The organism is Dokdonia sinensis, assembly GCF_003688895.1.
Taxonomy (GTDB): domain Bacteria; phylum Bacteroidota; class Bacteroidia; order Flavobacteriales; family Flavobacteriaceae; genus Dokdonia; species Dokdonia sinensis.
In genome coordinates this window covers 26,047-50,608 of sequence record NZ_REFV01000010.1, presented here as the reverse complement: position 1 = coordinate 50,608, position 24,562 = coordinate 26,047, and the positions used below count along the sequence as shown (strand labels likewise).

At 39.9% G+C, this 24,562-nt stretch carries 25 protein-coding genes; 17 read left to right on the top strand and 8 right to left on the bottom strand.

Annotation, left to right across the window (positions count from 1 at the left end; all coding sequences use genetic code 11):
• Positions 1-56: 56 nt before the first annotated feature.
• Entirely contained in the window at positions 57-2,870 is a 2,814-nt protein-coding gene (locus EAX61_RS16475; protein WP_161555221.1) for a Kelch repeat-containing protein, read from the bottom strand.
• A 108-nt stretch (positions 2,871-2,978) separates the two neighbouring features.
• Between EAX61_RS16475 and pabB the strand changes: the two genes are divergently transcribed.
• The 5 genes from pabB (at position 2,979) to EAX61_RS10795 (ending at position 7,559) form a co-directional block, all read left to right on the top strand.
• Positions 2,979-4,286 carry an aminodeoxychorismate synthase component I gene (gene pabB, locus EAX61_RS10810; RefSeq protein WP_121917792.1) on the top strand — a complete coding sequence of 436 codons (1,308 nt, stop codon included), beginning with the start codon at positions 2,979-2,981 and terminating at the stop codon, positions 4,284-4,286.
• Positions 4,287-4,291: 5 nt separating this feature from the next.
• Positions 4,292-4,528 carry a hypothetical protein gene (locus EAX61_RS16645; RefSeq protein ID WP_236642029.1) on the top strand — a complete coding sequence of 79 codons (237 nt, stop codon included), beginning with the start codon at positions 4,292-4,294 and terminating at the stop codon, positions 4,526-4,528.
• Positions 4,512-5,015, top strand: coding sequence for a phytanoyl-CoA dioxygenase family protein (locus EAX61_RS10805; protein WP_236642028.1), 504 nt, complete (start codon positions 4,512-4,514; stop codon positions 5,013-5,015). Before EAX61_RS16645 ends, EAX61_RS10805 begins: the two co-directional genes overlap by 17 nt.
• A 78-nt stretch (positions 5,016-5,093) precedes the next feature.
• On the top strand, positions 5,094-6,785 hold the full coding sequence (ettA, locus tag EAX61_RS10800; protein ID WP_121917707.1) for an energy-dependent translational throttle protein EttA: 1,692 nt from the start codon (positions 5,094-5,096) through the stop codon (positions 6,783-6,785).
• 81 nt (positions 6,786-6,866) lie between these two features.
• Complete coding sequence (locus EAX61_RS10795) at positions 6,867-7,559, top strand: HAD family hydrolase (RefSeq protein WP_121917706.1); 693 nt, start codon at positions 6,867-6,869, stop codon at positions 7,557-7,559.
• A gap of 125 nt (positions 7,560-7,684) precedes the next feature.
• Here the strand turns inward: EAX61_RS10795 and EAX61_RS10790 are convergent, their stop codons facing one another.
• Positions 7,685-8,023 (bottom strand): DUF6249 domain-containing protein, encoded by a 339-nt coding sequence (locus tag EAX61_RS10790; protein ID WP_121917705.1) that lies wholly within the window; start codon positions 8,021-8,023, stop codon positions 7,685-7,687.
• 261 nt (positions 8,024-8,284) lie between these two features.
• On the opposite strand from EAX61_RS10790, the gene pyrR reads away from it, so the two are divergent.
• From pyrR to EAX61_RS10765, 5 genes are all read left to right on the top strand, one after another.
• Positions 8,285-8,824 (top strand): bifunctional pyr operon transcriptional regulator/uracil phosphoribosyltransferase PyrR, encoded by a 540-nt coding sequence (gene pyrR, locus EAX61_RS10785; protein WP_121917704.1) that lies wholly within the window; start codon positions 8,285-8,287, stop codon positions 8,822-8,824.
• A gap of 7 nt (positions 8,825-8,831) precedes the next feature.
• Positions 8,832-9,758: an aspartate carbamoyltransferase catalytic subunit gene (locus EAX61_RS10780; protein ID WP_121917703.1), complete on the top strand. Its 927-nt coding sequence runs from the start codon at positions 8,832-8,834 to the stop codon at positions 9,756-9,758.
• 4 nt (positions 9,759-9,762) lie between these two features.
• Positions 9,763-10,098 carry a ribonuclease Z gene (locus EAX61_RS10775; RefSeq protein WP_121917702.1) on the top strand — a complete coding sequence of 112 codons (336 nt, stop codon included), beginning with the start codon at positions 9,763-9,765 and terminating at the stop codon, positions 10,096-10,098.
• A gap of 8 nt (positions 10,099-10,106) precedes the next feature.
• Complete coding sequence (locus EAX61_RS10770; protein WP_121917701.1) at positions 10,107-11,021, top strand: ribonuclease Z; 915 nt, start codon at positions 10,107-10,109, stop codon at positions 11,019-11,021.
• A 109-nt stretch (positions 11,022-11,130) separates the two neighbouring features.
• Entirely contained in the window at positions 11,131-11,529 is a 399-nt protein-coding gene (locus EAX61_RS10765) for a hypothetical protein (protein ID WP_121917700.1), read from the top strand.
• A 3-nt stretch (positions 11,530-11,532) separates the two neighbouring features.
• Here EAX61_RS10765 and EAX61_RS10760 read toward each other — a convergent pair whose 3' ends face one another.
• Both EAX61_RS10760 and EAX61_RS10755 read right to left on the bottom strand, forming a co-directional pair.
• A complete protein-coding gene (locus EAX61_RS10760) occupies positions 11,533-13,110 on the bottom strand; it encodes an FAD-binding protein (RefSeq protein ID WP_201739447.1) in 1,578 nt (525 codons plus the stop codon).
• Between the two features lie 3 nt (positions 13,111-13,113).
• On the bottom strand, positions 13,114-13,482 hold the full coding sequence (locus tag EAX61_RS10755) for a hypothetical protein (RefSeq protein WP_121917698.1): 369 nt from the start codon (positions 13,480-13,482) through the stop codon (positions 13,114-13,116).
• Between the two features lie 153 nt (positions 13,483-13,635).
• Here EAX61_RS10755 and pdxH point away from each other — a divergent pair, with 153 nt between their 5' ends.
• From pdxH to EAX61_RS10730, 5 genes are read left to right on the top strand one after another with little or no spacing between them, the layout of a single operon-like run.
• On the top strand, positions 13,636-14,283 hold the full coding sequence (gene pdxH / locus EAX61_RS10750; protein ID WP_121917697.1) for a pyridoxamine 5'-phosphate oxidase: 648 nt from the start codon (positions 13,636-13,638) through the stop codon (positions 14,281-14,283).
• A gap of 1 nt (position 14,284) precedes the next feature.
• The gene (locus tag EAX61_RS10745) at positions 14,285-14,770 is read left to right on the top strand and encodes a SixA phosphatase family protein (RefSeq protein ID WP_121917696.1); all 486 of its coding nucleotides are present in this window, start codon (positions 14,285-14,287) and stop codon (positions 14,768-14,770) included.
• On the top strand, positions 14,770-16,839 hold the full coding sequence (gene ppk1 / locus EAX61_RS10740) for a polyphosphate kinase 1 (protein ID WP_121917695.1): 2,070 nt from the start codon (positions 14,770-14,772) through the stop codon (positions 16,837-16,839). The genes EAX61_RS10745 and ppk1 overlap by 1 nt, the downstream gene beginning before the upstream one ends.
• Entirely contained in the window at positions 16,832-17,734 is a 903-nt protein-coding gene (locus EAX61_RS10735) for a Ppx/GppA phosphatase family protein (protein ID WP_121917694.1), read from the top strand. Before ppk1 ends, EAX61_RS10735 begins: the two co-directional genes overlap by 8 nt.
• A gap of 19 nt (positions 17,735-17,753) precedes the next feature.
• Entirely contained in the window at positions 17,754-18,389 is a 636-nt protein-coding gene (locus tag EAX61_RS10730; RefSeq protein WP_121917693.1) for a porin family protein, read from the top strand.
• A 71-nt stretch (positions 18,390-18,460) separates the two neighbouring features.
• On the opposite strand, the gene EAX61_RS10725 is transcribed toward EAX61_RS10730, so the two are convergent.
• From EAX61_RS10725 to EAX61_RS10710, 4 genes are all read right to left on the bottom strand, one after another.
• Positions 18,461-19,042, bottom strand: a complete 582-nt coding sequence (locus EAX61_RS10725; protein ID WP_121917791.1) for a MiaE family protein — start codon at positions 19,040-19,042, stop codon at positions 18,461-18,463.
• Positions 19,043-19,088: 46 nt separating this feature from the next.
• Positions 19,089-20,936: a DNA polymerase III subunit gamma/tau gene (locus EAX61_RS10720; RefSeq protein WP_121917692.1), complete on the bottom strand. Its 1,848-nt coding sequence runs from the start codon at positions 20,934-20,936 to the stop codon at positions 19,089-19,091.
• Between the two features lie 83 nt (positions 20,937-21,019).
• Positions 21,020-21,193: a Lacal_2735 family protein gene (locus tag EAX61_RS10715; RefSeq protein ID WP_121917691.1), complete on the bottom strand. Its 174-nt coding sequence runs from the start codon at positions 21,191-21,193 to the stop codon at positions 21,020-21,022.
• A 27-nt stretch (positions 21,194-21,220) separates the two neighbouring features.
• Positions 21,221-21,979, bottom strand: a complete 759-nt coding sequence (locus EAX61_RS10710) for a hypothetical protein (RefSeq protein ID WP_121917690.1) — start codon at positions 21,977-21,979, stop codon at positions 21,221-21,223.
• Between the two features lie 202 nt (positions 21,980-22,181).
• Between EAX61_RS10710 and EAX61_RS10705 the strand changes: the two genes are divergently transcribed.
• Together EAX61_RS10705 and EAX61_RS10700 are read left to right on the top strand one after the other, a co-directional pair.
• Positions 22,182-24,038 (top strand): DNA topoisomerase IV subunit B, encoded by a 1,857-nt coding sequence (locus EAX61_RS10705; RefSeq protein WP_121917689.1) that lies wholly within the window; start codon positions 22,182-22,184, stop codon positions 24,036-24,038.
• Positions 24,039-24,132: 94 nt separating this feature from the next.
• On the top strand, positions 24,133-24,555 hold the full coding sequence (locus EAX61_RS10700) for a hypothetical protein (RefSeq protein WP_121917688.1): 423 nt from the start codon (positions 24,133-24,135) through the stop codon (positions 24,553-24,555).
• Positions 24,556-24,562: the final 7 nt, after the last annotated feature.

The window sequence follows — 24,562 nt, the reverse complement described above, 5'->3', positions numbered from 1 at the left end:
TTCTAGTTGTAAAAGTTTACTAAGTCGGGAGATTGAACTAGTGTTTACAAAAGGTATTAATTTTCCTTCCTTACTAATACTACCCAATCCTCATAGCTTCCTGAAGAGCGCTTTTCATTTGGAGGATTACCTAAGCTCTGAATCGTCCCACCTTGGATAGTTGTTACAGAGCCATTTTGAAGCTCACCTCCTGAAACAGGACTGTACCAGTGCACTTTAAAAGTACCCGTTGCATCTTCTAAATTTAAAGTATGTTGTCCAAACTTTGGAAGGTATGTGACATAGATTTCATTTTCCTTGACTAAAGAATAGGCTTCAGATGTATTAATCAAGTTGTGATTGGGGTGCATTTCCCAGTAGGGTAGGTAGTTTTCAAAAAATAAGCGAGCGTGATTTGTAAGGGTCCATAGATTATCCCGTTTGCGCCAGTCTTCAGAAGTGAGGTCATTAGAAGGATATTTTGCGCCAAAGTACCACTCCAACCCTGCACCGCCAGACAGTAATGTTCCCCACATCGCATAATGACGTATGGTATTGTGGTGTGCGTCTATACTATCAGGAAGGACAGCCGTGTGCCATTCTCCTATCTCGTCCATTGTAATTCCCCACGGAGCTCCCGCTTTGCGTGATTTCTCTTTCCATTCGGCTATAATTACGCCTGCTTTTTTACGGTCGGCTTGCTGTAGGGAAAGTCCGTCTATGTTTTTATCGCCTACGATGTCATTTAAAATATCACTACGCAACGGGTCGTAGGAATGGGTGTGTAAAAGTACAGGATGCTTGTAAGGGTCATTAGCTTTTAAATACGATGCCATTGCCTTACGTTGCGCATCATTTTGCCCTACGGGAGTCCAAGGAGCAGGACCGTTTTCTTCGCCTAGATTCCAAACGAGACCATTATGATGACCAAAACGAGCAATCAGCTCTTGAAAATACAATTGGCGAAACGGTCCAGTCTCACCATTATCAAGCATCGTTTCGTTTTCGGTTTCTTGCACGACGAGGTGGAGTAAAATACCTTGAGACTGCATATGCTCAAATAGGATTTCCCATTGCTCTAGCTTGCTCACATCAAATCGTGTAAAATCATCTGGAGTCAGGTACGGCCAAACATCCTTACCGTCGCCTAGAATATTGAGGGTTAGAAAATATGACGAATTCATTCCTTTAGAAGCAAGATAATTCATCGCACCTATGATTGCTTTTCCTTTTCCATTCTTCCACGACGGGTCACCATTTTTCCAATCATTTAAATGCGGAGAAAACGTGTGGATAGCTTCGGGAGCTTCGGCTTCGCCTTCTCGTGCTTCGGCTTTGATACGGTAGGTGTCGTCAAAATCTACATAAGCCAGCAGATTTTCTGGACTGTTTGCGCCGGTTTTAATGAAATGTTTACCTCCCCCGAAATTAATTCGGGGCAAGTTTTCGCGAAAGCGGAAAAATCCCTCTTCCATTTCTAATATTCCGTGTGAATTAAAATTGGCGCCTTCCTTATCAGAACGTACGACGGTAAATGCGCCCGTATTTTCTTTTAAAGGAATTTGCTCAGTGACATCTGAAGGTTCTTTAAGCGCAATGCTATCTCCCTTACAAAGCCGAGCTTCATACGAATACTCCCCAACAGATTGCGGATTAAAACGAACTTTCCATACGTTACCCGACGTAGCGCTAGTCTCAGATGCGTTACCATCTGTAGCGTAGAAACCTCGTATGATTTGGCTCTGTTTTTCGTTTTTAAATGTTACCTCGAGCTTGTAGTTCAGAAACGGATTATCCGGAGCATCTTCCGAAGTTTCGGGTCCATTAAATGATAATTCTAGGCTGTGGAATTGCTTGTGAACAGGTGTTTTATTAATTGTAGTGGAGATAGGCTCCGCGTTACCTTTAGGAAGTTCGAGGCGTTCTACCGTCGTTAATTCTGGCTCGCCACCACGATTACCGCATCCAGAGGCCGTGTATAAATAATCACCAATAATCGCAAAACCTGTTCCGTGTCTACCTTGATTAAGCGTAGGCCAGAGGCTCCATTGTTGCGTTTTGGGATTATAGACTTCTGTCTCATTATGAGCAACTACGTGTGCGGTGCTTTCGCCACCGCCTATTATGACTTCGTCATTCCATACAATAGCCATATTTCCTGCACGTTCGGTAGGAATTTTAGTGGCATTTATGACAGGAAGCCATTTGTTATTTTTTAGGTCAAATCTATCGCCGTGAGCAACCGTGAGCGCCATATCTTGTTCTGTGATTTTTGAGGTCGTACGACCGGCAAAAGCATATAACATATCATTTACAGTAACTGCTTGAAAATGGTCTCTAGCTTGTGGAGCGTCGGGTAATATTTCCCACTTACCAGTTTTTGGGTCATACACATCTAGCCACGGTACATAACCATTCATATGACCTTTTGTAATTCCTCCAGCTAGATATATCTTACCATTATAAACAGTCGCTCCAGCGCCACCGCGACGGCGCGCCTCAGGAATGTCGTGACTGTGAACGTATTCATCTTTTTCTGGGTAATAGATAATCACTCTATCTACTGGCGTTTCATTGGGCCATTGACCTGTCATTGCGCCCACAATATACACGGCATCATCTATCACAACGGGCTGAAAGTGGTGCAACTCAATTGGAGTTTCTGCTTTTTGGGTCCACGTATTTGTTTTAGTGTTAAAAACTGAAGTGGGATTGATACGTCGTCCACCCATTAAAATGAGCTGGTCTTTATATCCTACCATTCCCGCCTCGTGCCTTGCGGTAGGAGCACCTGTAGCCTCCATAGTTTCCCAATTCCAATTTTCTGGTGTGTTTTGAGAACAGCTACTTATGAAGAATGTTAGGATACATAGTATTGAGAAAATACGCATAGCTAGATTTAAGTCGGTTGTTATTTAAGATAAGCAAGATACCGTAATTGCGGATATTTTTAAAGTGCATTCCTCGCTTGCTTGAGAGGTAGTTCTTATTTTTACGATGTGAATCGTGCGATACAAAAACATAGCTATACCGACTTAAAAACAGTTAAAAGGAATCTTTTAGCGTGGTCTCAGCAGTTTGATGAAGTGGTCTGGCTGGATAGCAATAGTTACGATTACCAGAACTACCCTGAATATGAAGCTATCCTTGCCGTTGAGGCTTTTACGAGTATCGAGACTTCATATCAAGGTGCCTTTGATAGACTTGAAGAATATCAGAACACAACTAAAGATTGGATTTTTGGCTACTTGGGCTACGACCTAAAGAATGACACGGAACGACTTACATCTAAAAATGATGATGGTCTCGGTTTCTCAGACCTGCATTTTTTTCAACCTAAAAAGATTTTCCTACTCAAAGACGGCGTGGTTGAAATGCATTATCTCGCGATGGTAGACGATGAGATGGATAAAGACTGGGAAGAAATTCAAAACGCAAACCTTAAAATTGAAGCCTCAAAGAATCACAAGGAACCACTGTCTATAAAACTTAAAATTCATAAAGAAGCTTACAAGGAGAAAATTCAGAAAATGCTAGACCACATTCACCGTGGTGATATTTATGAAGCAAATTTGTGTCAGGAATTTTATGCCCACGGTACCATTGATCCTTTTGAGACTTATAAAAATCTAAACGCAATAAGTACACCGCCCTTTGCAACCTTTATGCGCCTCGAGGATAAGTACTTACTTTCGGCAACGCCAGAGCGGTATTTAAAGAAGATTGGGGATAAGATTGTGAGTCAACCTATAAAGGGCACTTCAAAAAGAGGAAATAGTGAGGAGGAGGATTCCGCTTTCGCGAAAGCGTTATCAACAGACCCAAAAGAGCGCTCAGAAAACGTAATGATTGTGGATCTCGTACGCAACGATTTGTCCCGCACTGCAAAAAAAGGAAGCGTTGCGGTGGAAGAATTGTGCAAGGTCTACCCATTTAAACAAGTGTATCAAATGATAAGCACCGTAGTTTCAGAAATAGGCGTGGGCATTTCACCCGTAGACGTCATAAGAAGCACCTTCCCAATGGGCAGTATGACCGGCGCACCAAAAGTAAGCGCAATGAAAATCATAGAAAACCTAGAAGCCTCAAAACGCGGATTATATAGCGGTGCCGTGGGATATTTTAAACCGAATGGTGATTTTGACTTTAATGTGATTATAAGGAGCATTTTGTACAATGCAACAGAAAAATACATTTCCTACTCCGTGGGAGGCGCCATCACAGCAGGTTCTGATCCAGAAAAGGAGTATGCAGAATGTTTACTTAAAGCTAAGGCGATGCGGGCTGTTTTAGAGGGGAAAGAGTAATGGATATGAAAGAACAATTTTTAAAATCTCAAATGGAGTTGATTGAAAATGGATTTTCAATTGTTGAAAATTTATTTTCTGAGAGGGAAATTGAAAGACTAGATCAAGAATTATCTTTGTTACCAAAAAACGGAACATCATTTTTGATAACCAAAGATTTGTTTGCTGTCCGACGTTTTATTGATGTTGCTCCTCAATTTGTTCCCTTCCTGTTTTCTAAAAAAAGTGAAGGATCTAATTAGATTAGTAGGGAATGAAGACTATTTTTTGACAAAAGCAATTTACTTTGATAAGCCTAAAACATCCAATTGGTTTGTTTCGTATCATCAAGACCTAAGTATATCAGTAAACCAAAAAGAAGATTTGCCGGGCTATACAAAATGGACAGAAAAGCGTGGGCAAATTGGGGTTATTCCGCCTGTATCAATTCTTGAAAACATAATAACTTTAAGAATACATCTGGACGACACCACCGAAAAAAATGGAGCGCTCAAGGTAATTCCAACATCACATAATAGTGGAATTTTGAGAAAAGAAAGTATTTCTTTAACTAATGAGGTGATTTGTAATGTCAAGAGAGGTAGTGCTATGTTGATGAAACCTCTTACAATGCACGCTTCTGGTCGTTCTCAAGGAAACAGTAACAGAAGAGTAATACATCTAGAATTTTCAAGTGAACAATTGTTACCACCCCTTGAATGGCGTGAAAGAATGCCTATTTTTGTATAAGACTAGTGTAGTATAAAACTACCGTCTACAGACTAACGAGATTCCCGCCTTCGCGGGAATGACAAAATAAAACTATATATGAGCGACGATAAAAAAATAATATTTACAATGCAGGGCGTGTCTAAGACGTATCCTGGAGCGCAGACACCTGTACTTAAAAAAATATACCTCAGTTTTTACTACGGGGCAAAAATTGGTATTCTAGGACTTAACGGTTCTGGTAAATCAACGCTAATGAAAATTATTGCGGGATTGGATACTAACTTTCAGGGCGATGTAACCTCAGATAAGGAGTTTTCTGTTGGGTATCTTGAGCAGGAGCCTAAGCTTGATCCAGAAAAAACCGTTTTGGAGGTCGTAAAAGAGGGCGCTTCAGAAACTGTTGCGATTCTGGAGGAATACAATAAAATAAACGATTCTTTTGGTCTAGAGGAAGTATATTCAGATGCAGATAAGATGGATAAGCTTATGGCACGTCAGGCAGTCCTTCAAGATGAAATAGACGCTCGTGGTGCTTGGGAACTGGACACAAAGCTAGAAATCGCAATGGATGCTTTAAGAACTCCACCGGGAGATCAAAAAGTGGGAGTACTATCTGGAGGAGAGAAACGTCGCGTGGCGCTCTGTCGTCTTTTATTAAAGGAACCAGACGTATTATTATTAGATGAGCCTACAAACCACCTTGATGCCGAGTCCGTACACTGGTTAGAGCATCACTTAGCTCAATACAAAGGAACTGTTATCGCCGTAACGCACGATAGATATTTCTTAGATAACGTAGCGGGATGGATTCTGGAACTGGATAGAGGAGAGGGAATACCTTGGAAAGGGAACTATTCTTCTTGGTTAGACCAAAAGTCCAAACGTATGGCACAGGAAGGAAAAACCGCATCTAAGCGTCAAAAAACACTTGAACGCGAGCTCGAATGGGTACGTCAAGGCGCAAAAGGTCGTCAGACTAAACAAAAGGCGCGTCTCAAAAACTATGATAAGTTAATGAGTCAGGATCAGAAACAAGTAGATGAAAAACTGGAAATCTACATCCCTAACGGACCTCGTCTAGGAACAAATGTGATTGAGGCAAGTGGAGTGAGTAAAGCTTTTGGCGATAAGTTGCTTTATGAAGACTTAAACTTTAACCTACCACAAGCAGGAATTGTTGGGATTATAGGACCTAACGGAGCGGGGAAGACCACCATTTTTAAAATGATAATGGGTGAGGAGACTCCAGATAAAGGAAGCTTTACCGTGGGAGAAACTGCTCAGATCGCTTATGTAGATCAGAGTCACAGTAATATAGACCCAGAAAAAACCATTTGGCAAAATTTTTCTGATGAGCAGGAGCTGGTGTTGATGGGAGGAAAGGAAGTAAATTCCAGAGCATACCTGAGCCGATTTAACTTCTCTGGGAGTGAACAAAACAAAAAAGTATCAACCCTTTCTGGTGGAGAGCGCAACCGTTTACACCTCGCGATGACACTGCGTGAGGAAGGAAACGTATTACTTCTGGATGAGCCTACAAATGACCTTGATGTTAATACGTTGAGAGCATTAGAGGAAGGATTGGAAAACTTTGCGGGATGTGCCGTTGTGATTAGTCACGACCGCTGGTTCTTGGATCGTATCTGTACGCATATTCTTGCTTTTGAAGGGGATAGTCAGGTCTATTTCTTCGAAGGTGGATTCTCAGAGTATGAAGAGAACAAGAAGAAGCGATTGGGCGGTGACTTGATGCCTAAGCGTATTAAGTATAAGAAGTTGGTGAGGTAGTTACTTTCAATACAAATCAATTAATTCTATAAATAGCTGTTCATATCTTCATTTGGACAGCTATTTCTTTATCTTTTCAATATGAATCAATCCATTATTAAAACCATAGCCTTCGACGCAGATGATACATTGTGGATAAACGAAACGTTCTTTCGCGATGCTGAGGATCAGTTTTGTGCGCTACTGGAAGATTATCTTCCTTATGAGGAGTGCCACAAGCGCCTTTTTGAGATGGAAATGCGCAATTTACCGTTGTATGGTTATGGGATTAAGCCTTTTGGACTATCGTTAATTGAGGCCTCCATCGAGATTACAGATGGTGAAGTCTCTATTGAAATAATTCAGGAATTGATCGCAATGGCAAAGGCGATGCTAGATGCGCCTGTCCAACTTATGGAAGGGATAGAAGGGGTTTTGGATACGCTTTCGCAAAAGTATAGACTCGTAGTGGCCACAAAGGGCGACCTGCTGGACCAAGAACGGAAACTTGAAAAGTCTGGGCTCGCCAAATACTTCCACCACATCGAAGTGATGTCAGACAAACAGCCAAAAAATTATATGAAGCTCGTAAACCATCTGGATATTGCCCCTGAATCCTTCTTTATGGTGGGTAACAGCCTCAAGTCGGATATTCTTCCTGTGCTGGAGATAGGAGGGAACGCTATTCATATTCCGTTTCATACGACTTGGGTGCACGAGCAGATAGATTATGAAGTGGTGCACGATAATTTTCAGGCTTTTGAGAAAGTGGATGATATTTTAAACGTCCTATAATTTTTTTCTAAAATATACTTCCACTATCAAAGAATGTCTCCTTGAGCGCAGTCGAAAGGTTTAGTGAAAACTACAAATCTTCAATGCGTTCTCGACTGCGCCCGAACAGACAAATTAAAGTATTCTTACTTCACATACTTTTTCGTCATAAAGAATCCAACTAGAAGTCCAGTTCCCGCCATTAAAAAGATGAGTGCTGGAAAAAGGGCGTCATTTACAATTCCGAGACCCTCTTGTAGTAATAAGGCCAATAAAATACCCACACCTATTCCCATTAATAGAAGTGCAAGGTTTAAGACAAGCACTTTCCACACGGGCGCAGTTTCTCTAGATTGCTTAAAGATTCCAGCGTCCATACCTTTCTCGATAAGTGCAAGTCGTTCCTTATTGCGTGTTGAATAATGCAAATATGCAATGCCAAACACGATAATAAATAAACAGATAAATACTAATTCTCCTCCCATAACTATTGATTTTTTTAATTGATTATGTACCTATGACGGGTGTCTCTCTCTTTTGGTTACAGAATTTTCATTTATTTATTCAAATATTCAAAGGTTTGGCAATCTCTGAACAAATCCAAGGTGGTTGAGTGATTTTGAACGAAGCGACAGCGCAGTTGAAAATTGTATCGAAACTACCATCTTTCGCGAAAGCGTAAAAAACAATATCATAACCCTTAAATATTGTACCTTTGTCCTCCGAACAACGTTTGGAAACTGTTTATGAGTCAGAAAGTACTACTTAATGCCACCGAAGTCAATATTACACTGAATAGACTTGTGTGTCAACTCATTGAAAATCACGATACTTTTGAAGATACGGTACTCATAGGCATTCAGCCTCGTGGGATTTATCTGGCAGATCGTATCAAGAAAATGCTCATAGAAGATTATGGTCTGGAAAATATAAAATTGGGATACCTCGATATTACATTTTACAGAGACGATTTCCGCAGATCAGAAAAAACACTTGAGGCAAACAAGACTAAAATTGATTTTGTTGTAGAAGATAAGAAAGTCGTCTTCATTGATGATGTTTTGTACACGGGGCGTAGTATAAATGCGGCTTTAACAGCGGTACAAAGCTTTGGGCGACCTCAGGAAGTAGAGTTGTTGTGTTTGATAGACAGACGTTTTAGCAGACATTTACCCATTCAGCCGGATTACAGAGGAAGACAAGTGGATGCAATTAATAATGAAAAGGTAAAAGTGAGCTGGGTGGAGAATGAAGGAGAGGATAGTGTTTACGTTATAAATAGTTAAGGATATTATGGCTGAGTTGAGCGTCAATCATTTGTTAGGGATTAAATATATCACCGCTGCAGATATTGATCTTATTTTTAAAACGGCAGATCATTTTAAAGAAGTGATCAATAGGCCTATTAAAAAAGTTCCTTCCCTGCGTGATATCACGATTGCAAATCTATTTTTTGAAAACAGTACCCGTACCAAGCTGTCCTTTGAGCTAGCCGAAAAACGTCTCAGTGCAGATGTTATTAACTTTAGCGCTGCAGCATCTTCGGTTAAAAAGGGGGAAACTCTTATCGATACGGTAAATAACATCCTATCAATGAAAGTTGATATGGTCGTTATGCGCCATCCCAATCCTGGAGCAGGGGTTTTCTTGTCTAAACATATAAAGGCCAGTATTGTAAATGCAGGCGATGGAGCCCACGAGCATCCCACACAAGCGTTGCTTGATAGTTACTCCATAAGGGAGCGATTAGGCGAGGTAGCAGGTAAAAATGTTGTGATCGTAGGAGATATATTGCACAGTCGTGTTGCGCTATCAAATATATATGCACTTAAACTGCAAGGAGCAAATGTAAAAGTGTGCGGTCCTAAAACGCTCATCCCAAAATATATAGAAAGTCTAGGGGTAGAAGTAGAGCTAGACCTGAGAAAAGCACTGGAATGGTGTGATGTGGCAAATATGTTACGCGTTCAGAACGAGCGTATGGACATCAGTTATTTTCCGAGCACCCGAGAGTACACCCAGCAATACGGTGTTAATAAGGAAATATTGGAGTCGCTGGACAAAGAAATCGTTATTATGCACCCAGGGCCTATAAACAGAGGTGTAGAGATTACCAGTGATGTAGCAGACTCAGGACAAGCAATAATTCTCGATCAAGTACAGAACGGTGTTGCGGTGAGAATGGCGGTTATTTACCTTCTGGCATCAAAAATTCAATAGTACAATGCAGATTACTAAAAAAGATAATTATTTTATCCTAGGTGATGACCATGACGATCCTGTTGCATTTGCTTCTTACTTAGAAAGGGCAGTTCCTCAAACTTATGAGATGCACAACCTTGTCATAGATTTGCTCAAATACGAAGATCTTACTCTAGATCAATTAGTCTCATATCTCAAACTCTCTAACTATCAACGCGGTGGTAAAAAGTCTTATGTGATTGTAAATAGTGCCATTAATAGCGATTTAGTTCCCGATGAGATGATTGTCGTACCGACTTTACAGGAGGCAGAGGATATCATTCAGATGGAAGAGATAGAACGTGATTTAGGCTTTTAATCTGGCCTATGAGCACTTTTAAAGTACATATTTTAGGCTGTTATGCTGCCGCACCGGGTTCGTTTAAGAATCCTACGGCTCAAGTACTGGAGATGCGCAATCATCTTTTTCTCATAGATTGTGGAGAAGGAACACAAGTAGCCTTACGGCGAAACAAAATAAAGTTCTCCCGAATCAAGCATATTTTTATCTCCCATTTGCACGGAGATCATTTTTTTGGATTAATGGGAGTCATCACAACATTTAGCTTGCTGAAACGTAGCGCTCCATTAACTATTTATGGACCTAAAGGCATTAAAGAAATATGTCTCTTACAGCTCAAACTTTCGCAAGGATTTACAAGTTATCCTTTACACTTTCGTGAAATAGGAGCCAAAACCCCAACCGTTATTCTGGACGATGATAAAGTAACGGTCACAACTATTCCCTTGAATCATAGGATTTATGCAAATGGTTTTCATTTCCAGGAAAAACCTGGGGAGCGAAAATTGGACATCAATACTTGCCTAAATCTGGAAATAGATAAAGCTTATTATAAAAAACTCAAACAGGGTGGGGACGCACGATTGGAAGATGGTACCATTATCAAAAATGAAGAAGTCACCTTCCCTCCAGAACCTGCTAAAAGCTACGCCTATTGCAGTGATACTGCCTATAAACCAGAAATTGCTACACAAATTACTAGTGTAACCGCTATTTATCACGAAAGCACATTTCTAGAAAGCCACGCAAAACTTTGCAAACCTACAGGGCACAGCACTGCAGCCCAAGCCGCATCAATTGCAAAGCTCGCTGGAGCGCAACATCTTATTTTAGGACATTACTCCACGCGCTATCGAGATTTGGAAATGTTTGAAAAAGAGGCCGCTCCTATATTTAAAAATGTTCATCTTGCGGACGATGGTAAAACCTTTGAATTTTAATCCGGGGGGAAATAGCCTAGGAAAAGAGTCTCTTGGACTCGCCCTAAAATGAAATACAATAATATTAATACCTCGTATGTTCGCATCGAGATAGTTTATTACAAAAATTATGGAACAGAAACCCGTACCACCTCAAGTTGCCGCACAGGTTCAGGAGCACTTTGACAATCTTATCCCTCGCAACCTTTTTCTCGTAAAGAAAGGGACAATGCTCAATAGGGTATATCGCACACCTGGGTCTATTTCGGTAAAGAACAATGTGATGATTTCATTTTTCATTGCCGAAGAAGAGGAGGGATATTATACGGAGTATTTTGTGCAAACGGATAATTTCTCTGCGCACAGACGTTGGTTTGTTGGTCAAGATGATTTTGAACAGCTGGAAAATTATGAAGGCCAGTACGATCTGATGGATGATGATATTTCCTATGAAGAGCACAAACGAATGCTCAAGCACAATAAGGAGGTGCGCGATATATTGATTAAAAAAGGATTTGTAAAGAAATAGCCGCTAGACAATGGGCCCTAATAGTTTATCCAGCCCACATCGTTCTATAAACTTATTTGTAAAAACCGAAGCTACTTTATTGCTCAATAGTGTGTTACGGGCATCAATCCATTGGTTTACTTGTGCGCTTCCGTACATATTCTTTATTCTCGTTGCATTTAGGTTAAAGTTGATTTTACCCCAATGCAAGGTGTACGGGATATTCTTGCTTTCTAATGTATTCCAGACCGCTTCATAAAAATCTCTTGCTACATTGCTATCTACACCATCCATTTCTAGGACGCAGGTATCTTTAAATTTTGTAAACCCTAAAGTTGCTTTAGTACCTTTAACATAGCGCAGTGAGAGACCGCCAGAGAAGGGGTGTTGCTTGTTAACTTCAATTATTTCTTCTACGACTTGCGCGGCATCTTTTATGTCGATACCGATTGCAGCGCTAGCTACCTTACCTCGAAATTTCGTATAATTAAATATTTCTCGTATTGTTCCTTCTTGGGGAGGTTGGGGCGCAAAAGCTAGTCCAAACATTGTATTTACAAGTTTTGGAATCAAGAGTTGAGATGCCTTGCCTAAAGTATCCAGAACCGTAGAAATGATTCCTAGAAGATCATCACCATAAGTAAACACATTATTACGAGTAACAGGGGTGTATGGAAGTTGATAGGGCTTTTTGTACATATATTTTAAGAATGCTCCTTTTTGAGGATCGTTTATAGCAAACTTGTGTAAGTTGAATAATACCTCGAAATGATACAAATCTTTGTTTGGCCCAGCTCCAGCAAGATTTAAATCGCTTAAGTCCAGCGTTGTCATTGCTTTTTTAAGCTTGACATCATAAGGAACGTTACCAATACGATGTTCTTCTAGCAGAAAAATAGGTTCTGTCTCTATCATTACACCGTGAATAAACCCGAAACTGCCAAAGCTCACGAGAGCGGCATTAAACATAGCGTCATCTCGAATAATGGTTGTGTCTAACCAATCGATAAATGCAGGTGCTGCTACGGGATAGGAGGCACGTTCTAGCCAAATGTGTTTGTCTTCGCCAGTTATAATATGAAGCCCGACAACGAAGTCTTGTATAGCGCCTACTTTAAAAGCTGCGCCGTGTGTACCAGTAGATAAGGCCCCAGCTATGGTCTGACCGTTGCTGGCTCCAGAGGCCTTTATGGAACGTGGTGGGCTTTTGGCAGCTAGTCTATTATTTAACTCATAGATGATGGTGCCACATTGTACGAAGTATAAATCCTCAGGTGTGAGCGGGTAGTTGTCGTTTACATACTTTCGCGAAAGCGGAAAAGAGAAATTCAATGAAGCGGTGTCTATTATTCCTCCTTCGGTAACGCCTACTTTTGTAAAGGACCAGCCACTGCCCATTGCGCGTAGTTTTAAATCGTGGGTGGTTGCGTGCCTGATGAGCCATTGGAAATTTTGCGTAGTGATCTGATAGCGCTCTTGCCTATTAAACCCCGGCGGATTGCGCAGTTGGAAAGAAGCGTCCTGCACTAAATCTTGGGTAAAATTTTCGTGCTTGTTCATCCAGCTGGTAATGGGCAGTCGTGTAATTCCGTCGGGTATCATAATCTAATCATCTAAGCCACCATCGCCATCTCGTGGTCGTGCACAACCGTAGGTTACGGTGCGATGGTTTACCGTTCCTAGTGTTACAAGGCTCAACATAAAATCTCCAAAAGAAGATTTTGTAACGACCCAACTCATTGCTTTCTCTGCACACGGACAAGTCGTATCTGGAATTTCAGGATTTGCACTTACCATTTTCTGTTTTAAACCCCAGAAATAACTCCAGCTACTTTCCTTTTGACAAGCAATATTCTCTGCACTATCTTGATATGGATTTGCCTCGACTCTTGTACTCACACAAGAAGTTGCAAGAAGAAGTAATGTTATTGCACAGGCATACAATGTGATATATAAGAGTTTCTTAATATTCATTATCAATGTTTTACGGGGTAAAAGTAGGTTGTGTGAAAGAAAAAAATAAGGGTCAAATACCCTATTTTCCTCACGTTAAAAGACAGTATTAATTCCGTGTGAAACCTTTCGGAATGCTTTTAACTTCATAGTGCTATTTGTAAATTAGCAGATATGAATCGAGATTTACACGATTATAGAAAATCGTACGAAAAAGGGGAGCTGCTATTGGAAAATTCGGCGTCTGATCCTATAGCACAGTTTGAGACCTGGTTTAAGGAAGTAGAGGAGGCTGGAGGCGTAACAGAGCCCAATGCGATGACTCTTGCTACCTTAGGCAAAGACGCATTTCCCAAAGCCCGTATAGTTTTACTAAAGGAATACGATGCTGCTGGTTTTGTTTTTTACACAAACTACGGTAGCGAGAAAGGCGAGAGCATTGCGCATCATAGCAAGGTTGGTATTTCTTTTTTTTGGCCCAATCTGGAGCGTCAGGTAGTTATTAAAGGAATAGCGAGCAAAGTTCCTGCCTCGCAATCTGACAACTACTTTAATGCTAGGCCTAAAGCCAGCCAACTCGGGGCTCTAGCCTCAGACCAAAGTGATGTCATTGCTGACCGTCAATTATTAGAAGATAGAATGAGTGCGCTTAAAGCGAAATATGCCAATGTGGATACAATTCCCCGTCCAGAACATTGGGGAGGTTATATAGTAAAGCCTGAGAGTATCGAGTTCTGGCAAGGCCGTCCAAGCAGGCTTCACGATAGAATTAGGTACACACGCAAAAATGGAAGTTGGCTTAAAGAACGATTAGCACCTTAATATGAAGACATTATATTTAGTAAGACACGCAAAATCCAGTTGGGAGTTTGATGTTATAGATCACGAGAGACCACTTAACGAGCGTGGACTAAATGATGCACTATTAGTTGCAGATCACGTGGCAACTACGATGCCTAAACCGGACTTAATGATAAGTAGCGATGCACTCAGGGCAAAAACTACTGCAGCTTTTTTTGCAAAAGCATATAACATACCTTCTAAAGAGATAGTCCTAATACACGAATTGTACGACTTTGCGGGGCAACAACTTATCGAGCAAATTAGGAAGTGCGATGACGCTATAGATTGCCTGATGGTATTTGGACACAACAATGCTATGACTAACGTAGTGAACGTTTATGGGGATACCCAAATAGATAATGTTCCTACCGCAGGATTTACGGCAATTCAATTTGATATTGATAATTGGAAAAATTTAAAGCAAGGCAAGACCATAGCCACTGCAACACCTAAAGCACTAAAGTAATGACAAACAATCAAGAAAAAAGATATATAAATAGAGAGTTGAGTTGGTTACAATTTAATGCTCGTGTATTACAGGAAGCAGCAGACGAGACGGTGCCACTTATTGAGAGATTGCGATTTTTAGGTATTTTCTCAAACAACCTTGATGAGTTTTTTAGAGTTCGTTATGCAACGGTACGCAGGATCGTAGAGGCTGGTAAAACGGGGCGCAAAGCGCTTGGAGTCTATTCGGCAGAAGAACTTCTTGAGAGAATTACCGAAATCGTAATCAGCCAGCAAACAGAAAGTCTGGAGATTCTTAAAGATATCCATAAGCGGCTGGCAAAGGAGAATATTTACGTACTCAACGAAAAAGAGATCGAGCACGAAGTACACAAAAGGTTTGTACAAGAATTTTTTACGGATCAAGTAAGTCTAGCCGTCGAGACAATTATACTTCGTGAAGACGTTGAGTTACCACGTATTCAGGATCTTGATGCCTACCTTATGGTAAAGATGGTTCTTACTGAAACACAAAAACCATTATATGCTCTACTAGAAATCCCTAGTACGATAGATCGTTTTATTGTAATGCCGTCTATAGATGGGAAAGATTACATTATGATACTCGATGACTTGATACGCTATAATCTGGACAGTATTTTCAACATATTTAAGTATGATTCAATAACATCACATATGATTAAAATCACTCGTGATGCAGAATTAGATATTGAGTCAGATTTAGGTAAGAGTTTTGTTGAGAAGCTTTCACGAAGTGTAAAAGGACGAGAAGATGGGCAACCGGTACGTTTTGTATTTGATAAAACCATTGAAAAATCAACACTCAAGTTCTTACTACACAAACTAGGAATAGATCGTACCGATAGTATAATTCCAGGTGGTCGCTACCATAACCGCAAAGATTACATGAGCTTTCCCAGTTTGGGCAGAGCAGATCTTTTATATGAGAAAGTAAAACCACTACCTATAAAAGGATTGCACCTTGAAGATAGCATGTTTGAGAAGGTAGCCGAAAAGGATTATTTACAATATACTCCATACCAAACATTTTCTTACACCATAAAAATGTTACGGGAAGCGGCGCTGGACCCTAAAGTGATATCCATAAAAATTACTATTTACCGTCTCGCCAAAATTTCTAGTATCGCTAGTGCATTAATTAACGCTGCCCAAAATGGTAAACAGGTAACTGTCCAGATTGAGCTGCGTGCGCGTTTTGACGAAGCAGCAAATATGATGTATGCTAAAAAGATGGAAAACGAAGGTGTGCGACTCATTTTTGGTGTTCCAGGATTAAAAGTACATAGCAAAGTTTGTGTAATAGAACGTAATGAGAATAAGAAGGTAAAGCGTTACGGCTTCATAAGTACTGGTAATTTTAATCACGCTACGGCCCGTATTTATACGGATTACACTTTATTTACCGCAAACCAAGAAATTCTTAAAGACCTTAATAAACTCTTTAACTTTTTTGAGACAAACTATATTGTAAATAAATATAAGCACCTTATTGTATCGCCTTTATACGCCCGTAATCGTTTTAATAAAATGATCGATGCAGAAATTACAAAAGTGCAATCTGGGGGCAAAGGCTTGATACGTCTTAAACTCAATAGTATTTCTAACTACGACATAATAGATAAATTGTATGAAGCTAGTCAGGCTGGAGTAAAGGTCGAAATGATTGTCAGAGGTATATGTTGCTTGATTCCAGGAATACCTGGGATGAGTGAGAATATTGAACTCATCAGTATAGTAGATAAATTTTTAGAGCACCCTCGAGTATATATATTTGGTGAGCGAGGTAAAGAACAGGTATTTATATCATCTTCAGATTGGATGAGTAGAAATTTAGACAATAGAGTGGAGGTTACCTGCCCTATTTATGCAGAAGATATAAAGCAAGAAATTATAGATACACACGAGATTTGCTGGCAGGATAATGTTAAAGCTAGATTGCTCAATGCTGCTCAAGACAACGCTTACAGAAAAAACGATAAAACTAAAGTTCGATCACAATTTGCTACTTATGATTACTATCTAGATAAATTGGGTCTCAATGCTTAAGATTCAAAAATTTGGCGCTATAGATATTGGGTCTAATGCTATACGACTTCTTATTTCTAATGTTTTAGAACGCAATGATGAGCCAGCAATTTTTCGTAAGAGTGCCCTTATTAGAGTTCCCATTCGTTTAGGGGAAGATGTTTTTAAGTCAAAGGAAATTTCTCAAGAAAATCTTGAGCGAATGATTGATGCGATGACGGCATTCCGTCTGTTAATGAACGCGCACAAGGTTACTCAGTATCGTGCCTGTGCTACGAGTGCGATGCGTGAGGCTGGTAATGGATACGCTTTCGCGAAAGCAATAAAAGAAAAAACCTCTATCAACATTGAGATCATAGATGGTGATGAAGAAGCGGCAATAATTGCGGCCACAGATCTACATACACTCCTAAGTGATGACCAAAACTACCTTTATGTAGACGTAGGTGGAGGAAGTACAGAATTTACCGTTTACAGCGAGGGCAAACTAATTGTAAGCCGTTCTTTTAAAATAGGGACAGTACGATTACTCAATGACTTAGTATCACATAAAGATTGGGAAGAACTACAACAATGGATTCGTGAGCACACGGCTTCTTACGACCGACTAAATCTTGTGGGATCTGGAGGTAATATTAATAAGATTTTTAAGCTCAGTGGTCGAAAAGTAGGTAAACCTTTATCGTACTTATTTATGACTCAGTTTTATGAAGAGCTACAGTCCTATAGTTACGAAGATCGTATAGTAGACCTAGGATTAAATCAGGATAGGGCAGATGTGATCATTCCCGCGATGCGTATTTACCTTTCGGCGATGAAGTGGGGACGTTCAAAGCAAATCTTTGTACCTAAAATAGGATTAGCAGACGGAATTATAAAAAGTCAGTATCTTGCAACCAAAACAGATTTAGATTAATAAATAGCATAAAATAATTATGAAAAAAATAATACTCCTAAGTTCGATATTTTTAATGTTTGGCGCGACTATGCAAGCTCAGGGAACCAGATATGGTTTTAAATTTGGACTCGCATCAACATCAATAAGTGATTTTTCTTTCGATTTAGTAAATGTAGAGGGAGAAACCCCTATTGCATCCCCAGGTGATAACGAAGATGGACGCATCGCTGTAACTACAGGTTTTTTTGCAGAGATTCCAATAACAGAAAAGCTCAAATTCCAACCGGAATTTTTATTCACGTCCTTAGGAAATAAAGGAGATGCATTTAAATATGAGCAACTGCAGTTACCACTAGCCTTAAAATATGACTTTAGTAAACTCTATGTTCTAGCCGGACCTCAGGCAGCAATTAAGGTTTCTTTCTTTGAACAGTCTAATGATTACAAGTCTATCGACTTTAGTGCTTTTGGAGGAATAGGGTATTTCTTTGGAGAAAATATCTTTGTTGAGGCCAGATACACCTTAGGTTTTGCAGAAGTTTTTGAAGACGATGCAGACATTCCTATTCGAGTGCAGCTTGAAGGTTCTAATGAGGTGAATCAAGATAATCGTTATAGAAATCTATCGGGTAAAAATGCCTATTTCTCTTTTGTGTTAGGGTACAGACTTTAATAAGAAGACATATTATATAAGAATGCCTGAGATGTAAGTCTCAGGCATTTTTAGTTTGATAAGGTATTTTCTTAACCGTGGATTGTTTCTCCGGTACTCAATTCTTTCATAACCTCAGCCTCAAAGGCCAGAAGTTCTTGCCATTTTTTATCTACAATCTCTCTATCGCCATATTTTCTGGCAAAGTTGAGAAACATTGTATAATGACCAGCTTCGCTTATCATCAGCTTTCTATAGAACTTTGCAAGCTTTTTATCTTCTAGCTCTTCTGAAAGTAATCTAAACCGCTCACAACTTCTACCTTCTATAAGTGCCGCAACGAGAAGTCTATTTACTAAACTTTCTGTGCGAGATCCTCCTTTAGGAAAGAAAAAGCGGAGTTTATGAACATAAGGATCTTTTCTTTCTCGACCTAAATGACCACCTCTTTCTTTTATAATGTCGTGTACCATTTTAAAATGGCTCATCTCTTCCATTACAAGGTCACTCATCTCAGATACAAGCTCGGTATGGTCGGGAAATCCTATAATAAAGGAAATCGCCGTAGATGCTGCTTTTTGCTCGCAGTAGGCGTGATCCGTCAGGATTTCATCTACATTTTTTTCTACAATATTTACCCATCTCGGGTCCGTGGGTAATTTTAAGTGAAGCATCTTAATCGCTGCTTTTTCTTCTTCCATAATCTTTGTTTTTTTGCGATTAGAAATCTAAATCAAATGTTTTTCTAAGTATATCTAGCGCAGGATTTTGAGAAAGTAACTTCTCATATTTCTCTTGTGGGGTGTAAGCGTATTTGCGCTGTACTTCCTCATTTACAACAATCTCCAGCGTTATATCGTAATTATTAAGTTTGCGTTTTAGGAATTCCAATAGGGGTCCCTGCGCACGTTCTACCTCGACCTTCATTGTTTCGTTAGGAAATTCAAGATGTATCGTGGTACCTTTTAACCTAGGCTCATCTGCTTCTAGGTTTGATGCGATAATCTTTTCTCCAGCGTTTGTTATTTTGGTCACGTATTCTTGCCAGGCGGCCTGCATAGCAATCTCAGTAAACGGTTCCTTAGGTAAATTTGTGACATCTACCTTTTGAGAAGCACGTTCTTTTTCGAGTTCTTTTTTCTTTTGCAATCCTTTTAGTGAAAGACCGGAAATTCGATTCTGGCGAGGTTCGATGGTCGGGGCAAAAGTTTCTGTTTCCTTAGTGATTTGGGCATCTCGGGAAACAGAAGAATTCTCGTTTGATGATTTAAGTATTTCGCTAGCGTTCTCAGCAATTGCTGGTGTTTCTTGAACGGGTGTCGCAGTAATAGTTTGTTTCTTTATTTCGGGAGCAACTTCTTCAGTAGCAGTGACCTCAACCTCCTTTTTAATGGGATTGGTCGCAGGGGTTGCGATAAATTGATTGCTTTCTTTCCTACTAAAATCTGCGTTTGTATCAATTTTGTAGTACGATGGCGGAATTAAGAAGGGGCCGTCATTTTTTTTTTCTCCATCAAATGTGATAGAGGCTAGTTGCATCAAACATAACTCTACGAGAAGACGCTGATTCCTACTCGTTCGATATTTTAAATCGCAAGTGTTTGCAATTTCAATCCCTTTCAGCAGGAAGTCAAGATCTGTTTTTTGGGCTTGCTCGTGGTATTTTAATTTGGTGTCTTTACCTACTTCCAGCAAATGAATCGTTGGAGGGTTTTTACAAACCATTAGGTCTCTAAAATGTGAAGCAAGTCCCGCTATAAAGTGATGTCCATCAAATCCACGAGAGAGTATAGTATCAAACTGCACCAATAGCTCCGGGATATTATTTTCTAGAATAAGGTCCGTTGCAGTAAAATAGGTCTCGTAATCTAGAACATTCAGGTTTTCGGTTACCGCTTTTCGCGAAAGCTTTTTTCCACTAAAACTAACAACCCTGTCAAATATGGATAAGGCATCCCGCATTGCACCATCAGCCTTTTGAGCAATGATGTGTAATGCATCTTCATCTGCTTCAATACCTTCTTCTTGTGCTATTTGTACAAGATGCTGGCGTGCATCTGTAACGGTAATACGCTTAAAGTCAAAAATCTGGCATCGCGATAATATCGTCGGGATAATCTTGTGTTTCTCTGTAGTGGCGAGAATGAAAATAGCGTGTTTAGGAGGCTCTTCTAGCGTTTTTAAGAAAGCATTAAATGCCGCTTGAGAAAGCATATGTACCTCATCTATAATGTACACTTTGTACTTTCCTACTTGCGGTGGGATACGCACTTGGTCTATCAAGTTCCGTATATCATCTACCGAGTTGTTAGACGCCGCATCGAGCTCAAAAACATTAAAGGCAAAATCCTCATCGGGACTCGTGTTTTCATCCGTGTTGATACGTTTTGCAAGAATACGCGCACAACTCGTTTTTCCTACACCTCTGGGACCACAAAAAAGCAGTGCCTGTGCAAGGTGGTCATTTGCAATGGCATTCTCTAGCGTATTTGTAATTGCCTGCTGTCCCACAACGTCTTTAAAAGTCGTCGGGCGATATTTTCGGGCAGATACAATAAATGGTTCCATAGGTCACAAATATAATGAGCGCAGGAGTATAAAAAGAAACCTCTTACGCCCTAAATGTGGGTATTTATTAACAGCGATACCTCTTACTGGTCCGCCTTTAACTTTTCAATTTCCTTCTCGATTTCATTTGCCTGAGCATACAAAGTATCCCCAGCAGACCGATTCGTTTGCGAGGTTTTAAAGGCATCTTCCAATACTTTTTTGTGTTTTGCTTCTAATTTTTGAAGCGGAGTCTTACGTGAAAATAATCCAGCCATTTTTTTCTTTTAAAAATACAGCTATTTCTACTTTATTATGGCATAGTTGTCATACAGATATTCCGCGCGTAGATATGTTTTATTGCGTAGCGAATCTGTACGGTAGCTTTTACGCTTTCGCGAAAGCAAAAACCCATTCTCTACAATCATTTCCGTATTGAGCACCAGACTGTAATGGCCCGATGTCTTTACCCAATATCCCAGCCATTCCAACTCTGCTTCCGAATAATACAGCCACCAGATATCCTCAGAACCCTGAAAACGGACCTCTAGTTCGTGTGCGATGTTCCCTTCGAAAGTTTTTAGTCCGTTATATGAAAGCTCATTAGTGGGTGTATCTAGAGTGTAGGGAAGTCCTAGCACAAAGGTTGAGGCTTGCATCTTATTTCTTAACTGCTCGGTTGTAGCAAGTGTATCCAGTTGCCCATCGATAACTTGGCTGTAGGTATTATCATCTTGAACTAGGTTATACGTTTTCTCATCTTGTTTCCATTGTACAAGTCTGGAGATTCCATTAGTATACCCATAGGAATGTTTCTCGTTACGCGTCATTTCTACGGAACCATCTTCTTTGTATAGGCTAAATGTTTTGAGAAATGAGATTTTATTAATGCTGTCCCAAGCCTTTTTGCCACCGTGTTCATCCATTATTTTGGCAAGGAAGGTTGCTCCAGTCTCGGGAATGACTGTTGCATCTTTACCTCTAAAAATAAAGAAGAGGGCTATGATTCCGCCCACGCCTGCAATCAAAAGTAATCGTCTGTTTAGTCCTCTTATGACAGCCATTTTCTGGATGAATGATTTAAAATATGAAGTGCAAATAGACGAAATATTTGGCAGAAGTGTCGGTTTGATTCGTCTAAAATTTTCGCGAAAGCGGGCTAAAAAAACAATTAACAACCGTATCTATTAAATTGTTAATTACTTCTGTTTTTCTTGTTGCATTAAGGTGTCGCAAGTCCTTATATTAGCGACTCTACGATACTTTATGGCTCAGGAAACACAATACAACGAAGATAACATACGATCGCTCGACTGGAAGGAACATATCAGGATGCGTCCTGGGATGTACATCGGTAAATTAGGCGATGGTTCAAGTGCAGATGATGGTATTTATATCCTTGTAAAAGAGGTGCTTGACAACTGTATCGACGAGTTTGTGATGGGGGCTGGTAAGACCATCGAGATTTCCATACAAGGAGAGAAAGTTATTGTACGGGATTACGGTCGTGGGATTCCGCTAGGGAAAGTGGTAGATGTGGTTTCAAAAATGAACACGGGAGGTAAGTATGACTCGCGTGCTTTTAAGAAATCTGTAGGACTTAACGGGGTCGGTACAAAAGCGGTAAATGCACTTTCTAACTACTTTAGGGTGGAGTCTACCCGCGATGGTAAATCTGCAAGTGCCGAGTTTGAGCGTGGCGAATTAAAGGATGAAGAATTACTGAACGAGACATCACGACGTCGTGGTACAAAGGTATCATTCGTTCCGGATGATTCCATTTTTAAGAATTTTAAATTTCGTAGCGAGTATGTAGAACGACTGCTCAAAAACTACGTGTACCTCAATCCGGGATTGACCATAATTTTTAATGGAGAGAAATTCTTTTCTGAAAACGGTTTAAAAGATCTCCTCTCAGAAAGCATTGCAGAAGGGGATAGATTGTATCCTATCATTCATTTAAAAGGTGAGGATATTGAAATTGCGCTCACACATAGTAAAACGCAGTACTCTGAGGAATATCACTCGTTTGTAAATGGTCAGAACACGACGCAGGGTGGAACGCATCAAGCGGCCTTTCGCGAAAGCATTGTAAAAACCGTACGCGAATTTTACGGTAAGAACTATGATGCTTCGGACATTAGAAAGTCCATTGTTTCTGCCATTAGTATCAAAGTAATGGAGCCTGTCTTTGAGTCGCAAACCAAAACAAAGCTGGGTAGTACAGATATGGGTGGCGACCTTCCCACGGTACGTACCTACATAAATGACTTTATAAAAACGGCCTTAGATAATTACCTGCACAAAAATCCAGAAACGGCAGATGCACTGCAACGTAAGGTGTTACAAGCAGAACGGGAACGTAAAGACCTTTCTGGAATACGTAAACTCGCGAGAGACAGAGCAAAAAAATCCAGTCTTCACAATAAGAAACTACGTGATTGTCGTATCCATCTTACGGACAGTAAGAAAGAACGTAATCTAGAATCTACACTTTTTATTACAGAGGGAGATAGTGCAAGTGGATCTATCACAAAATCTAGGGATGTAAATACCCAAGCGGTTTTTAGCCTTAAAGGGAAGCCATTAAACAGTTATGGGCTCACAAAAAAGATTGTGTATGAAAATGAGGAATTCAACCTGCTTCAAGCGGCCCTGAACATCGAAGAATCCATTGAGGATTTAAGATATAATAACATTGTCATCGCGACAGATGCAGATGTGGATGGAATGCACATTAGGTTACTATTGATTACTTTTTTCCTTCAGTTCTTTCCTGAGCTTATTAAGGATGGACATTTGTATATTCTGGAAACTCCATTATTCCGAGTGCGTAACAAGAAGAAAACTTTTTACTGTTACAGCGATCAGGAGAAGGCAGATGCAATGGAAGCATTAGGTGCAAAACCTGAGATTACGCGATTTAAGGGACTTGGAGAGATTTCTCCAGATGAGTTTAAATTTTTCATAGGGGAAGATATAAGATTAGCACCCGTAATGCTCGACAAAGCGCTGATGATAGAGGAATTACTGTCTTTTTATATGGGAAAAAATACGCCAGATAGACAAAAGTTTATCATCGAAAACCTAAAAGTAGAATTGGATAGAGTAGTGGAGGAGTAGGTTTTTTTGCTTTCGCGAAAGCAAATTTAAAAGCGAGGCAACTATTTTAATTTTTTTGACGTCTTAATTTATATAACCCATTAAATAAAGTGAGATGATTAAGAAAATTATGATTATTACGTTCGTAGGATGTTTTTTAATTAGTTGTGCGCCAGTTGCAAAAGCAGTCTTAGGTACCAAAAAAGTAGAAGAGGCAGCTGAGAAAATCGTGAACAATGAAAGTGAAGAAATAAACAAGAATAAAATGAGGCTTTCCTCAAGTTTTGAAAAATTTTTAGAATCTGAAAAAGGCGAAGCATATTTCAAGAATATCAATGAGAAACTAGGTAAATTAGAGCATCTGGAAATCGATAGGTTAAAAGGCTCCTTGTCTGACACAATGAATTATCGAATGAAAGCTTGGTTCAAGGATTCTGATATTCTTCAAGAGGTAAGGGTGCAAACTTTCAACAAAAGAGAAATTTTAGATGTTGTAGTTATTCCTTGGGATGATGAAATGAATTCACCTAAAAAGTGAAGCAAGT

Bases quoted from the DNA above. Each gene is read 5' to 3' on its own strand.
- pdxH (WP_121917697.1), top strand. From the start codon at position 13,636: ATGAATCGAGATTTACACGATTATAGAAAATCGTACGAAAAAGGGGAG.
- ppk1 (WP_121917695.1), top strand. From the start codon at position 14,770: ATGACAAACAATCAAGAAAAAAGATATATAAATAGAGAGTTGAGTTGG.
- EAX61_RS10730 (WP_121917693.1), top strand. From the start codon at position 17,754: ATGAAAAAAATAATACTCCTAAGTTCGATATTTTTAATGTTTGGCGCG.
- EAX61_RS10770 (WP_121917701.1), top strand. From the start codon at position 10,107: ATGAGCACTTTTAAAGTACATATTTTAGGCTGTTATGCTGCCGCACCG.
- EAX61_RS10720 (WP_121917692.1), bottom strand. From the start codon at position 20,936: ATGGAACCATTTATTGTATCTGCCCGAAAATATCGCCCGACGACTTTT.
- EAX61_RS10780 (WP_121917703.1), top strand. From the start codon at position 8,832: ATGGCTGAGTTGAGCGTCAATCATTTGTTAGGGATTAAATATATCACC.
- EAX61_RS10705 (WP_121917689.1), top strand. From the start codon at position 22,182: ATGGCTCAGGAAACACAATACAACGAAGATAACATACGATCGCTCGAC.
- EAX61_RS16645 (WP_236642029.1), top strand. From the start codon at position 4,292: ATGAAAGAACAATTTTTAAAATCTCAAATGGAGTTGATTGAAAATGGA.
- EAX61_RS10710 (WP_121917690.1), bottom strand. From the start codon at position 21,979: ATGGCTGTCATAAGAGGACTAAACAGACGATTACTTTTGATTGCAGGC.
- EAX61_RS10775 (WP_121917702.1), top strand. From the start codon at position 9,763: ATGCAGATTACTAAAAAAGATAATTATTTTATCCTAGGTGATGACCAT.
- EAX61_RS10725 (WP_121917791.1), bottom strand. From the start codon at position 19,042: ATGCTTCACTTAAAATTACCCACGGACCCGAGATGGGTAAATATTGTA.
- EAX61_RS10760 (WP_201739447.1), bottom strand. From the start codon at position 13,110: ATGATACCCGACGGAATTACACGACTGCCCATTACCAGCTGGATGAAC.
- EAX61_RS16475 (WP_161555221.1), bottom strand. From the start codon at position 2,870: ATGCGTATTTTCTCAATACTATGTATCCTAACATTCTTCATAAGTAGC.
- EAX61_RS10715 (WP_121917691.1), bottom strand. From the start codon at position 21,193: ATGGCTGGATTATTTTCACGTAAGACTCCGCTTCAAAAATTAGAAGCA.
- EAX61_RS10735 (WP_121917694.1), top strand. From the start codon at position 16,832: ATGCTTAAGATTCAAAAATTTGGCGCTATAGATATTGGGTCTAATGCT.
- ettA (WP_121917707.1), top strand. From the start codon at position 5,094: ATGAGCGACGATAAAAAAATAATATTTACAATGCAGGGCGTGTCTAAG.
- EAX61_RS10755 (WP_121917698.1), bottom strand. From the start codon at position 13,482: ATGAATATTAAGAAACTCTTATATATCACATTGTATGCCTGTGCAATA.
- EAX61_RS10765 (WP_121917700.1), top strand. From the start codon at position 11,131: ATGGAACAGAAACCCGTACCACCTCAAGTTGCCGCACAGGTTCAGGAG.
- EAX61_RS10700 (WP_121917688.1), top strand. From the start codon at position 24,133: ATGATTAAGAAAATTATGATTATTACGTTCGTAGGATGTTTTTTAATT.
- EAX61_RS10795 (WP_121917706.1), top strand. From the start codon at position 6,867: ATGAATCAATCCATTATTAAAACCATAGCCTTCGACGCAGATGATACA.
- pyrR (WP_121917704.1), top strand. From the start codon at position 8,285: ATGAGTCAGAAAGTACTACTTAATGCCACCGAAGTCAATATTACACTG.
- EAX61_RS10790 (WP_121917705.1), bottom strand. From the start codon at position 8,023: ATGGGAGGAGAATTAGTATTTATCTGTTTATTTATTATCGTGTTTGGC.
- EAX61_RS10745 (WP_121917696.1), top strand. From the start codon at position 14,285: ATGAAGACATTATATTTAGTAAGACACGCAAAATCCAGTTGGGAGTTT.